General features: G+C 43.2%; 12 protein-coding genes. 7 read left to right on the top strand and 5 right to left on the bottom strand.

All coding sequences use genetic code 11. The annotated features are described in order from the left end of the window. Positions 1-14 precede the first annotated feature (14 nt). Entirely contained in the window at positions 15-872 is an 858-nt protein-coding gene (locus CW370_RS17965; protein WP_101169888.1) for a hypothetical protein, read from the bottom strand. Between the two features lie 131 nt (positions 873-1,003). On the opposite strand from CW370_RS17965, the gene CW370_RS17960 reads away from it, so the two are divergent. From CW370_RS17960 to CW370_RS17945, 4 genes are all read left to right on the top strand, one after another. Next, a complete protein-coding gene (locus CW370_RS17960) occupies positions 1,004-2,188 on the top strand; it encodes a DUF4885 domain-containing protein (protein ID WP_101169887.1) in 1,185 nt (394 codons plus the stop codon). A 317-nt stretch (positions 2,189-2,505) separates the two neighbouring features. Further along, positions 2,506-3,894: an amino acid permease gene (locus CW370_RS17955; protein ID WP_015252942.1), complete on the top strand. Its 1,389-nt coding sequence runs from the start codon at positions 2,506-2,508 to the stop codon at positions 3,892-3,894. A 112-nt stretch (positions 3,895-4,006) separates the two neighbouring features. Then, complete coding sequence (csgA, locus tag CW370_RS17950) at positions 4,007-4,255, top strand: sigma-G-dependent sporulation-specific acid-soluble spore protein CsgA (protein WP_024571599.1); 249 nt, start codon at positions 4,007-4,009, stop codon at positions 4,253-4,255. 16 nt (positions 4,256-4,271) lie between these two features. Then, positions 4,272-4,463: a DUF5370 family protein gene (locus CW370_RS17945; RefSeq protein ID WP_003234886.1), complete on the top strand. Its 192-nt coding sequence runs from the start codon at positions 4,272-4,274 to the stop codon at positions 4,461-4,463. A gap of 26 nt (positions 4,464-4,489) precedes the next feature. Here the strand turns inward: CW370_RS17945 and blaOXA are convergent, their stop codons facing one another. Beyond that, positions 4,490-5,293, bottom strand: coding sequence for a class D beta-lactamase (gene blaOXA, locus CW370_RS17940; protein WP_101169886.1), 804 nt, complete (start codon positions 5,291-5,293; stop codon positions 4,490-4,492). Positions 5,294-5,465: 172 nt separating this feature from the next. Here blaOXA and cypC point away from each other — a divergent pair, with 172 nt between their 5' ends. Next, positions 5,466-6,719: a fatty-acid peroxygenase gene (gene cypC, locus CW370_RS17935; protein ID WP_086343388.1), complete on the top strand. Its 1,254-nt coding sequence runs from the start codon at positions 5,466-5,468 to the stop codon at positions 6,717-6,719. Between the two features lie 40 nt (positions 6,720-6,759). Here the strand turns inward: cypC and CW370_RS17930 are convergent, their stop codons facing one another. Next, positions 6,760-7,020: a hypothetical protein gene (locus CW370_RS17930; RefSeq protein WP_003234883.1), complete on the bottom strand. Its 261-nt coding sequence runs from the start codon at positions 7,018-7,020 to the stop codon at positions 6,760-6,762. 267 nt (positions 7,021-7,287) lie between these two features. On the opposite strand from CW370_RS17930, the gene CW370_RS17925 reads away from it, so the two are divergent. Further along, the gene (locus CW370_RS17925) at positions 7,288-8,907 is read left to right on the top strand and encodes an APC family permease (protein ID WP_003246447.1); all 1,620 of its coding nucleotides are present in this window, start codon (positions 7,288-7,290) and stop codon (positions 8,905-8,907) included. Between the two features lie 46 nt (positions 8,908-8,953). On the opposite strand, the gene CW370_RS17920 is transcribed toward CW370_RS17925, so the two are convergent. Beyond that, the gene (locus CW370_RS17920; RefSeq protein WP_101169885.1) at positions 8,954-9,835 is read right to left on the bottom strand and encodes a glycerophosphodiester phosphodiesterase; all 882 of its coding nucleotides are present in this window, start codon (positions 9,833-9,835) and stop codon (positions 8,954-8,956) included. 98 nt (positions 9,836-9,933) lie between these two features. Continuing rightward, on the bottom strand, positions 9,934-11,268 hold the full coding sequence (gene glpT, locus CW370_RS17915) for a glycerol-3-phosphate transporter (RefSeq protein ID WP_017694971.1): 1,335 nt from the start codon (positions 11,266-11,268) through the stop codon (positions 9,934-9,936). Positions 11,269-11,564: 296 nt separating this feature from the next. Here glpT and CW370_RS17905 point away from each other — a divergent pair, with 296 nt between their 5' ends. Then, positions 11,565-11,813: a YbeF family protein gene (locus tag CW370_RS17905; protein ID WP_015715167.1), complete on the top strand. Its 249-nt coding sequence runs from the start codon at positions 11,565-11,567 to the stop codon at positions 11,811-11,813. Positions 11,814-11,898: the final 85 nt, after the last annotated feature.

Genomic DNA, 11,898 nt, shown 5'->3' with positions numbered 1-11,898 from the left:
CGGCTCGGTATAAGTTAAAACTGCTTTGTCACGTCGTATTCATAATCTATTTTTGCTTTTACGTTGCTCATCGTCGATCTGGCTGTCGCTAATGTATTATATTTAAAACTCCATACCTTTGCCACACTGAGTTGATCTGACAAAGAGATATCATAAGACCCTGAAGTCGAGCTGTTTACAAGAGCACGGCGCCATTCGTTGTTTTCGCTCGTCATGATCAGGTGGCGTGTATTTCCCTGGCTTGGTGTTTGAGTGGCGGTTGTCTGAACTCTGGTTACAATGGCATCACGCGGTATCCCAGATTGGTTTGTTAAATCAACCTTGATCACGCTGGAGTCAGAACCTGAGGGGCTAAGGCTTGTATTTCCTTTATTTTCAGCAACGCCGCTGAATTGGAACGTTCCGCTGCCTGATTTGATTCGGTCTTCAATTGAAAGTGTAAAATACATGTTTCCGGTATAGGTGCCTCGTGACACTTTCACATAAAAGGTATCTGTCGTGTTTTGGGCGTCTGCATTTGCATAAATAAAAGAAGAAAACGTATTAGGGTTAATGACTTCTGTCCCTTGAAAAACAGGTATTCTATTCTTATCATAAATTTCAATTTTCATCCCTGTATACGCGCTCTGGTATGTACTCCTCACGTATACTTTTTCTCCCTTATTAGCCGTAAAAGTGAAATAGGCTTCGTCTTGACCAGCTTCCAGTATTGTTGTATCGATATTTTTATATTTCCAATAACCGATCGGCATTGCGGTATCAAATGAATTGTTTCCTGTGATAGCAGTAACTCCGACAGCTGATGCCGAATACGTAAAGGTAGATAAGACAGACAGCATAACAGCGAATGGAATAAGCCATTTTTTCACCATGCAAACAACCTCCTTTTATTTCCATCATACATAATAACGATTTAGGTGTAAATAAATGTTTTTTGAGGTTAATATATACATTATCTTTGCCGATAAAAAAGAATAAGAGAGAATACTCGGGAGGGAATTCAATGCGTCTGAATCGGCAATTTATCCGCACTCAGCTGATGGCACAGAACATATTGAGCAAGAATGCGCCTGCCAAACGGGAGAATGCGACTGAAAATCCAGCGGCAGTGCTGGAAAAGGCATACAGCAGGCTTAAGTCACAATCTTCAACTGGGGGAATCAATCAGTTCAATTATTCTAAAACCAGCGTGTCGGGAAGCAGCGGGACGTTCAGCAAAGTGTATCAATCAGCGAATGATCGAACAGTGACAGACACAGGGGAAGAAACAGTGATTCAATCCCAAAACCCCTATGAATCTGAGAGTGATATCAGAATCAAAATACTAGATGAAAAATACAGCAGGATGAATGCGATTAATAAAACAAAGTCTGATCCATTAGGCTATATTAAGGATAAGTACCAAAATTCAAAGTCTCCTTATTTCAGAAGTGATCTGTCAGCTGCAGAAAGACAGGCCGCTTACGATAATGAAACAGAATGGCTATTCAAAGGGAAGGCGCAAAACTATAACCTCCAGGATGCTGCGTTTCGGAATGTCACATTTCATGGGGAAGTGGAAGCTGAGAATGAAAAGGTGTATCAGCGGGGACAGGTTAACCAGCAGCTACAAGTGCTGTTGAATCGAAACCATATTTATATTCCAGAGGGGACAGAGCTGACGTTTACAATCACACCGATTGACTATCAGGTGCGGGTGAGCGGGACAGACGATCAGGCACTGATTAAGCAGATTGAGCAAGTGCTGCAATCTGGGGACAACAGCAAAGAGCTATTTTTGCATATCATGAAAAGCCAGAGTCCTGATTCAGCACAATTTTCTGAAGAGGCCTATCAAAAGTATCAGGCTGCTCGTGAGATGTATGAAGTTACAGGCTACCATTTGAAGGATTTAGAAGTCATTGATGGACGGTACGTCACGCCTGATGGACGTGACTTAATAGATGTATATAAGGAAGAGCTTGAAAAAGATCCAGTGCAGAAGCAAACGGCTTCTTATGCTTTATCTTACTATCGTTCAGAGCTCAGTAAAATCGCGGAAGCCGGGTATAATGCCATTCCGGATTTCATCCTATCAATTGATTACAGCAATGGATCTCTGAGAGATGTGGGACAAAGCAAGAGCTATGGGACCGGAGATACCGGGTGGCTTGAAGCATTAAAGCGTCAAACGGGTGTGAATTATTAAGTAAGCTGTTCATGTAGAACAGCTTATTTTTTATGAGAATCTAAGGGGTGTATTAATTTCAATATTCAAATAATTTTATTATTTTTATATAAAAGATTTTAAAAGAAGTGAACGATTCAAAACTCTGAACAAAGGTGTTTACCTGAAAAAAACAATTGTATTTTCCAGAGAAATTTATTATGATGAAATAAGTAATTTAGGAGATTATATAACAATTTTAAGTTTGAATTTTCTGATTGTTATCACTGATTCATGTGAAGGCAAGCAGGTCTGCTGTTTTCTCATTTATGAGTATTTTGTTAGGAGGAGGAAGAGGAGTGGCAAATAAAGAATTAAAGAGGGGCCTGGGTGCGCGCCATATTCAGATGATCGCCTTGGGCGGTACGATCGGTGTTGGCTTGTTTATGGGTTCTGCCAGCACGATTTCATGGACTGGTCCATCTGTCCTTCTGGCTTATGCAATATGCGGAATTTTTATCTTTTTTATTATGCGTGCGATGGGTGAAATGCTGTATGTCGAGCCGAGCACAGGTTCTTTTGCGACGTTCGGCCATCAATATATTCATCCGATGGCAGGTTATATAACAGCATGGAGCAACTGGTTCCAGTGGATTATCGTCGGCATGTCAGAAATTATCGCTGTCGGTTCTTATATGAAGTATTGGTTCCCGGATTTGCCTGCTTGGATACCTGGTATCGTGGCAATGGTGATTCTTGGTGCGGCGAATTTAATTTCTGTTAAGTCGTTTGGGGAATTTGAGTTTTGGTTTGCGATGATTAAAATCGTGACGATTATCTTGATGATTATTGCGGGAATCGGAATTATTTTCTTCGGTTTTGGCAACGGCGGAGATGCGATCGGTTTGTCGAACCTGTGGTCTCACGGGGGCTTCTTTGCAGGAGGTTTCTCAGGTTTCTTCTTTGCACTGTCTCTTGTCATTGCGGCCTATCAAGGAGTTGAGCTGATCGGGATTACAGCGGGTGAAGCGAAGGACCCGCAAAACACGCTAAGAAATGCGATTCAAAGTATTATCTGGCGTATTTTGATTTTCTACATTGGTGCTATTTTTGTGATCGTGACGGTGTATCCTTGGGATGAGCTCAACTCACTCGGAAGTCCGTTTGTGTCTACGTTCTCGAAAATCGGAATTACGGCAGCGGCCGGCATTATTAACTTTGTCGTGATTACTGCTGCAATGTCCGGCTGTAACAGCGGTATTTTCAGCGCGGGCCGCATGCTGTATACACTGGGTGTCAATGGACAAGCACCGAAATTCTTTAAGAAGATTTCACGCAATGGTGTGCCGCTGTATGGCACAATTGCGGTGCTGATCGGTTTGGCTGTCGGTGTTGTGCTGAACTATATCGCTCCGCCGAAGATCTTTGTCTATGTATACAGCGCAAGCGTGCTCCCAGGGATGATTCCTTGGTTTATCATTTTGATCAGCCATATCGGATTCAGAAAAGCGAAGGGCGCTGCATTAGATAAACATCCATTCAAAATGCCGTTTGCTCCTTTTACAAACTATTTGACGATTGCTTTCTTGCTGATGGTTCTGGTTGGCATGTGGTTTAACGATGATACTCGTATCTCCCTGATTGTAGGCGTAATTTTCTTAGCGCTTGTGGTCATTAGTTATTATGTGTTTGGGATTGGCAAACGCACGCAGGCCAATTTGACAAAAAGCGAACAAGCAGCTGAATAACGATAAAAAAAGAGACATTCACGGATGTCTCTTTTTTTATTTTTCGCGTATGGATTTTCCCTATTTTAGCAAGCTATAGGGTAAAGATAGCAGAAGGAAAGGTGTTCATGAAATGGATGTTACACTCGGTTATTTGCGCGAATCACTTTCGAATCATCTAGAAAATGAAGTCTGCCAGCGTATTTGCAAGAAGATGCTGGCGAAGCGTTATGCAAATGAAGGGGAATTTGTAAAAGACTTAGATGATAATGAAATGTCTTTTTTGAACCATGTATTAGAAAAAGAAATTAAGTATGCCCAGAATGAACAGGATCAAAAACGGGCCAAGGAATTAAACGAGGTGTATGAATTACTGCTTTGAGAAAGGCGGGTAAGAAATGGGAGCAATTGAACGAAGCGGATATACATTTCAGCCGGAGTTTAGCGTTGTCCGTCAAAACGGAGCCATCCATGTGTACCATCAAGGAGAATTTGTGGAAGAAATCGAATTTGAATTTAACGGGGAATATCCCGATCATGATTTGATTGAAGAGCTTGTGAATCATTATTGTTTTGAGCATGAGATTTAGAGCCCTGCCGTGCAGGGCTCTTTTATTTAGGATGTGATCAGGCCATACTTTTTCAGGATATCCACGGTGATGTTTTTGGCTTTTGTGCCGGAATCATCGACATTGGTGACAAAGACATAAGAGCCATGCTCTGTTTTGATGAATCCGACAAACCATCCTAATCCCATATCAGTCAGGCGGGTTCCGGTTTTCCCGTAGAGCGTGTAATGATCGCCTTCCTCTTGAATCATCATGCGCTTGACGGTTTTCATTACCGGCTTGTCAAATGGAAGCTCCTCTTTAGCCAGTTTCTCCAAAAAAGTTTCTTGTTCCAGCGGAGATATTGTAAGCGAGCTTTGCAGCCAAAACTGGTCGATTCCCCCGCTGATATCCTCGTTGCCGTAAGATAGTGTATGAAGCCATGATTTCATCCTTTCCTCACCGATATCCCGCGCTAATGCCTGATAATACCAGATTGCGGATTCGCGCATGGCCGAGCCAAGCGTATGGTCGCGGTTCCATGATTCGAATTCACGCTTGACCCCGTCCCATCGTTTAACATCGTATTCATCTCTTACAGCTTTGACCTGCAAACCGATTAAAGCGTTCACGACTTTAAAGGTGGATTGCGGAGTTTGTCTTTGATTTGCCCGTTTTCTGTTATAGACAAATGTCTGATCCTTTTGTAAATCGTGAAGAATGAAGGTTCCATCCGTATCCTTGAATTCGTCATCGACATTCATTCTGCTGACATTCAAGTGTTTTTCATGAGCAGATGATGCTGCGTGGACGGAGAAGCCGCCGATCCCTGCAATACTCAGCACAAGCACAATATATATCCATTTTTTCATTTTGTTCTCCCCTTTGTTTTGATTAACTACCTTTTCTCTCTTTCGTTTGTTCTTCCTTTAAAAAATAATCAAAAAGCGCTTAAATTTGGTTTTGTAAACAAATACTGTTACTGGGTTTATAGTCGGAAGATAACGTGAAAATAGAGGGTAAAAAGGAAGGCAGGGTAAGCGGATGAATGAGCAGATTCCACATGACAAAAGTCTCGATAACAGTCTGACACTGCTGAAGGAAGGGTATTTATTTATTAAAAACAGAACAGAGCGCTACAATTCAGATCTGTTTCAGGCCCGTTTGTTGGGAAAAAACTTTATTTGCATGACTGGCGCTGAGGCGGCGAAGGTGTTTTATGATACGGATCGATTCCAGCGGCAGAACGCTTTGCCTAAGCGGGTGCAGAAATCGCTGTTTGGTGTTAATGCGATTCAGGGAATGGATGGCAGCGCGCATATCCATCGGAAGATGCTTTTTCTATCATTAATGACACCGCCGCATCAAAAACGTTTGGCTGAGTTGATGACAGAGGAGTGGAGAGCAGCAGTCACAAGATGGGAGAAGGCAGATGAGGTTGTGTTATTTGAAGAAGCAAAAGAAATCCTGTGCCGGGTAGCGTGCTATTGGGCAGGTGTTCCGTTGAAGGAAACGGAAGTCAAAGAGAGAGCGGATGACTTCATTGACATGGTCGACGCGTTCGGTGCTGTGGGACCGCGGCATTGGAAGGGAAGAAGAGCAAGGCCACGTGCGGAAGAGTGGATTGAAGTCATGATTGAAGATGCTCGTGCCGGCTTGCTGAAAACGACTCCTGGAACAGCGCTGCATGAAATGGCTTTTCACACACAAGAAGATGGAAGCCAGTTGGATTCCCGCATGGCAGCCATTGAGCTGATTAATGTATTGCGGCCTATTGTCGCCATTTCTTACTTTCTGGTGTTTTCAGCTTTGGCGCTTCATGAGCATCCGAAATATAAGGAATGGCTGCGGTCTGGAAACAGCCAGGAAAGAGAAATGTTTGTGCAGGAGGTCCGCAGATATTATCCGTTCGGTCCGTTTTTAGGGGCGCTTGTCAAAAAAGATTTTGTATGGAATAACTGTGAGTTTAAGAAGGGCACATCGGTGCTGCTTGATGTATATGGAACGAACCACGACCCTCGTCTATGGGATCATCCCGATGAATTCCGGCCTGAACGATTTGCGGAGCGGGAAGAAAATCCGTTTGATATGATTCCTCAAGGCGGGGGGCACGCCGAGAAAGGCCACCGCTGTCCAGGGGAAGGCATTACAATTGAAGTCATGAAAGCGAGCCTGGATTTCCTCGTCCATCAGATTGAATACGATGTTCCGGAACAATCACTGCATTACAGTCTCGCCAGAATGCCGTCATTGCCTGAAAGCGGCTTTGTAATGAGCGGAATTAGACGAAAAAGTTAAATTAAAAAGCTCTCTTCCTTTATCGAAGAGAGCTTTTTGATTACTTCTTTTTTTCATCGTAGTATTGGACGGGATACATGGAGCCTTCTGAAACCATTTTGTTGTCCTCGATATCTTGCGGGTCAGGGTGGCCGGCTTTATCAACTGGGAACGTTTCCATGTCTGGCTGTTTTGTTATTTTCATCTTCATGCTGTGAATGAATTCTCTTGCCTTTTGGCGATTTGACGGGTCCTTTAATAGATAAGAAGTGATGCCGACAGTTGAAACAGCGAGACCTGAAAGTAACAGCTTTTGTTTCATGGTGATACTCCTTTCTATTTTAAGAATAGTGTTTCCTGTATCATTCCCGTTTTGGAAATAGCTAAACCTATTGTGTTTTTATCATTGGAATTCACAGTAAATTCCATTTAAGAAGAAATTAGTGACTTCATTCCTGTATTGGAAGGTAATATACATTGACTTATTATAGTTTCAGTCAAAATTCGATAAATATTGACAAAGTAAAGTAATCAGAATAATAATATAATTAGCAAGAGAATGTCATCATACATGAAAGGTGTTTACGATATGAATCAATTGCATCGAAGAATGGGAACGTTTTCCCTCATGATGGTCGGGCTCGGGTCGATGATCGGTTCAGGCTGGCTGTTCGGGGCTTGGCGTGCGGCTCAAATAGCAGGACCAGCTGCTATTATTTCATGGGTTATTGGAATGGTCGTCATTTTATTTATTGCTCTTTCTTATAGTGAACTAGGTTCTATGTTCCCTGAAGCGGGGGGAATGGTAAAATATACGCAATATTCACATGGTTCGTTTATCGGTTTTATTGCGGGCTGGGCCAACTGGATTGCGATTGTGTCCGTCATTCCGGTTGAAGCGGTGGCCTCCGTTCAATATATGAGTTCTTGGCCTTGGGAATGGGCGAAATGGACAAGCGGTTTGGTGAAGAATGGAACGCTGACTGGGGAAGGACTAGCATTTGCCTCTGTATTGCTTCTCATTTATTTTCTGCTGAACTACTGGACAGTCAATCTATTTTCGAAAGCGAATTCATTAATTACGATTTTTAAAATTATTATTCCGGGTCTTACGATTGGAGCTTTGCTGTTTGTCGGATTCCACGGAGAAAACTTTACTGGCGGTCAAAGCATTGCGCCGAATGGCTGGGCAAGTGTGCTGACGGCGGTTGCCACTTCAGGTATCGTTTTTGCGTTTAATGGTTTCCAAAGCCCGATTAATATGGCGGGTGAAGCAAAAAATCCGGGGAAATCAATCCCGATTGCGGTTGTTGGCTCTCTTTTCGTTGCGACAGTGATTTATGTCCTGCTGCAGATCGCCTTCATTGGAGCTGTGAATCCTTCTGATATTGCTCACGGCTGGAGCCATCTGAATTTTAATTCTCCTTTTGCTGATCTGGCGATTGCGCTGAATATTAACTGGCTAGTTATTGTGTTATATGCAGATGCATTTGTATCACCGTCTGGAACGGGGATTACGTATACGGCGACAACGTCCCGAATGATTTACGGAATGGAAAAAAACAAATACATGCCGAGTATATTCGGGAAGCTTCATCCGATTTACGGCGTTCCGCGACAAGCAATGTTCTTTAACTTGATTGTGTCGTTCATCTTTTTGTTCCTGTTCAGAGGGTGGGGCGTATTAGCGGAAATTATTTCCGTTGCTACGTTAATTTCTTATATCACCGGCCCGATCACAGTGATGACATTGAGACGGACGGGGAAAGACCTGTACAGGCCTCTTCGTTTAAAAGGCTTAAACGTGATTGCGCCGCTTGGATTTATCTTCGCGTCACTGGTGCTGTATTGGGCGCGCTGGCCGTTAACAGGGCAGGTCCTGTTTATTATCCTGATCGGTCTTCCGATTTATTTCTATTATCAGGCGAAGGCGAAATGGAAAGGGTTTGGCCGGAACTTTAAAGCCGGCGTCTGGATGGTGTTTTATCTGCTGGCCATGATGGTCATTTCTTATTTGGGCAGTGATAAATTCGGCGGCCTGAATGTCATTCATTATGGCTGGGATATGGTTCTGATTGCGATGGTATCACTTGTATTCTATGTGTGGGCGCTGAAGAGCGGCTACCAGACAGAATACTTAAAGGATGCGAAAGAGATAAATTCTCAGCTGCTTAATGGACAGTCAGAAGCTGCTGCCGGAAAAGAATAAAATATAGAAGAAAACCTTGCGATAGTTGTCGCAAGGTTTTTTGCTTTTAATAACTCTTTTTTACTTTGTGGAAAAGATCAGGATAGTTGGTGAACACTCCTGTTACGCCCCAATCAAGCAGGCGATGCATATCAGATTCATTATTGACTGTGTAAGGGTGAAGCAGGAGGCCGTGGCTGCGGATCATACGGACGTTTTCTTGATTTAAAGCTTTATAATCCGGGCCCGCACCGACAGCGTATGTTTTGATTTCTTCCAGGGCAGCATCTGTCATTGACGCCATTTGTTTGGCTTCCAGCAATTGAACGGTCGGCAGGTTTGGCTGTAATTGATGGACTTTTACCAGGCTTTCTTTGCTGAACGATTGAATGATCACCTGGCCTGGCTTAGAATGCTTCCCCAGTAATTTATGTTTCTGCAAAGAAGCGATCAGTTTTTCTTCCATACCTGGGTAGGTGTCAGGCGATTTTGTTTCAATGTAGTAGTTCGCGTGCTTTCCGAAACGGTCTAATACCTCTTCTAATGTAGGAACTTTAAGGCCGACGTACTGCGGCTTTGCTTTTTCCGGATAGGCTTCATTAAACCAAGAACCGGCGTCAAGCTTCTTAATGTCTGCGAGCGTATGGTCTTTCACCCAGCCCGTTCCGTTTGTGGTACGGTCCAGTTTTTCATCGTGCATGACAATCAATTTCCCGTCTTTTGTCATTTGCAGATCTAATTCAATATAATCTGCTTTCATTTTCTGAGCGGTTTCGTAAGACAGAATCGTGTGCTCAGGCACATATCCAGAAGCCCCTCTGTGCGCGACGGTCAGGATACGGTCAGGTGACAGCAGGTTTCCTTTTGACGCTGCCGACACTGGCGTTACCATAAATGAGAGTAAGCCCAGCGACAGAACAAACAAGGCCAGTATTCTATTTTTTCTCATGATTTTTCCTCCTTATAGATAAGCACTACCTGTCTTTCATATTAAAAAACGGATGTAAACGGCGTGTTGGAAAACTATTAATCTTTTATGTGTCTTTCTTAAACATGCTCTGCCCGTTTTCCTGTATTCCACGTCAAAGCCAAGAAGACGATGGCAAGAATGCAGGAAGAGATCAGCATGATAAAGCCGCCGTTCCAATTAAAACGGTCAACGACAAAGCCCATAATGGCGTTTGCGAAAGCGGATCCGCCGATGTATCCGAAAAATCCGGTCAAACCGGCTGCAGTTCCGGCTGCTTTTTTCGGTGCTAGATCGATCGCTTGCAGGCCGATCAGCATAACAGGTCCGTAGATTAAGAAGCCAATGCTGATCAAGGCGATATTGTCTACGAGCGGATTGCCGGCCGGATTCAGCCAGTACACCAATACGGCAATGAAAACACCCGCCATAAACAAAACGCCTGCCGGTGCCCGGCGGCTTTTGAAGAATCGGTCACTGATCCAGCCGCACAAGATCGTCCCCGGTATGCCTGCGTATTCGTAAAGAAAATATGACCAGCGCGAGTCTTCAGGAGAAAAGCCTTTGGCTTCTGTTAAGTAAGTAGGCGCCCAGTCAACCACGCCGTACCGCACGAAATAAACAAATACATTGGCAAAAGCGATGTACCAAAGAAATTTGTTGTTCAGCACATATTGAAAAAGAATTTCTTTTGTTGTTAATTCTTTTTCCTGATTTTTAAAAGCGTGTTTTGGATAGTCATTCCGATACTCTTCAATTGGCGGGAGTCCGCAGGATTGAGGCGTATCACGAACCAATAAAACAATTAAAAATGAAATGATAATGGCGATGATGGCAGGGAAGAAAAACACGCTTTTCCAAGTGACGAACATCGCGATCCCAAGAGTGACAAGCGGAGCAAGAATACCGCCGCCTATGTTATGGGCGACATTCCAGATCGACATTTTTGTGCCGCGTTCACTTATAGAGAACCAATGGGCCATCGTCCTGCCGCATGGCGGCCAGCCCATTCCTTGAAACCATCCGTTGATAAACATAAAAATAAACATGATGGTGACGCTCGAAGTCACCCAAGGCATTGAAACGAATAGAATATTAACGACTGCTGATAAAAATAGGCCTGTCGCCAGAAAATATCTCGGATTACAGCGGTCAGACACCATTCCCATGATGAATTTGCTGAAGCCGTACGCAATGGACACAGCGGCCAGCACCAAACCCAGTTCTGTTTTCGAAAATCCCTGTTCCTGCAGATAAGGAATGGCAAAGGCAAAGTTTTTCCGCAGCAGGTAGTAGCCTGCATAGCCAATGAAAATACCAATGAATACTTGCAGCCTGAGCCGTTTGTATGCCGCATCCATCTTTGAATCATCCAGTCTCTCAATGTGAGGAGCCGGTTTAAATATATTAAGCATTAACAATTATCCCCCTTTGCTGTTTGTGCTGGATGTGTGGCGTGCCTCCTTTCCCGAAAAACAAAAAGAGCCAGAAAACACCCCTTGTCAAAAGGGGTTGGATTCCTGGCTCTCCTCATCTCCATCCAAGCTATTAACTTATCATGATAGCGCTTTCTTAAATTATCATAGTCCGGAGCGAATGTAAACGGGTAATTTTCAAATTGGGCCTTAGGGAAGTAAATATTATCCTTTTACTAAATACAGTTATGTTTTTTTACTAGTAACATAAAAATCTGGAGGGAGGCTGTTTAAAGGTGGATGAATTAGATATCGCATTCTTTATTTTACCGTTAGGAATTATGCTGCTATCGATTGTCGGGACCTGTATTTGTAAAAACCCGTATCTGATGCCAATGCTTAGTTTGGTGATTTCTCTTGTGCTCACCTTTACCATTTTTAATGAATCATTTTTGGGATGGGCTGTTGTCTATAGCTTGGTTTCTCTGGCTTTATCCTATATCACATTGATTGTGGTAAGGAAAAGGAAGGAATCAGGAAATTAAAAAGACCTCACTTTCTAATATATTGTTGACTAAAGCAACTATATGTGATTATAATTGCCTTAGTCAACGATATTAGAAAGTGGGG

The organism is Bacillus sp. SN32 (assembly GCF_002837495.1).
Lineage (GTDB): Bacteria > Bacillota > Bacilli > Bacillales > Bacillaceae > Bacillus > Bacillus subtilis.
The sequence above is the reverse complement of the archived record's forward strand: the minus strand, read 5'-3'. Positions and strand labels throughout refer to the sequence as shown.

Coding starts and splice junctions, on each gene's coding strand:
- CW370_RS17965 (WP_101169888.1), bottom strand. CDS start 872: ATGGTGAAAAAATGGCTTATTCCATTCGCTGTTATGCTGTCTGTCTTA.
- CW370_RS17960 (WP_101169887.1), top strand. CDS start 1,004: ATGCGTCTGAATCGGCAATTTATCCGCACTCAGCTGATGGCACAGAAC.
- csgA (WP_024571599.1), top strand. CDS start 4,007: ATGGATGTTACACTCGGTTATTTGCGCGAATCACTTTCGAATCATCTA.
- CW370_RS17945 (WP_003234886.1), top strand. CDS start 4,272: ATGGGAGCAATTGAACGAAGCGGATATACATTTCAGCCGGAGTTTAGC.
- blaOXA (WP_101169886.1), bottom strand. CDS start 5,293: ATGAAAAAATGGATATATATTGTGCTTGTGCTGAGTATTGCAGGGATC.
- cypC (WP_086343388.1), top strand. CDS start 5,466: ATGAATGAGCAGATTCCACATGACAAAAGTCTCGATAACAGTCTGACA.
- CW370_RS17930 (WP_003234883.1), bottom strand. CDS start 7,020: ATGAAACAAAAGCTGTTACTTTCAGGTCTCGCTGTTTCAACTGTCGGC.
- CW370_RS17925 (WP_003246447.1), top strand. CDS start 7,288: ATGAATCAATTGCATCGAAGAATGGGAACGTTTTCCCTCATGATGGTC.
- CW370_RS17920 (WP_101169885.1), bottom strand. CDS start 9,835: ATGAGAAAAAATAGAATACTGGCCTTGTTTGTTCTGTCGCTGGGCTTA.
- glpT (WP_017694971.1), bottom strand. CDS start 11,268: ATGCTTAATATATTTAAACCGGCTCCTCACATTGAGAGACTGGATGAT.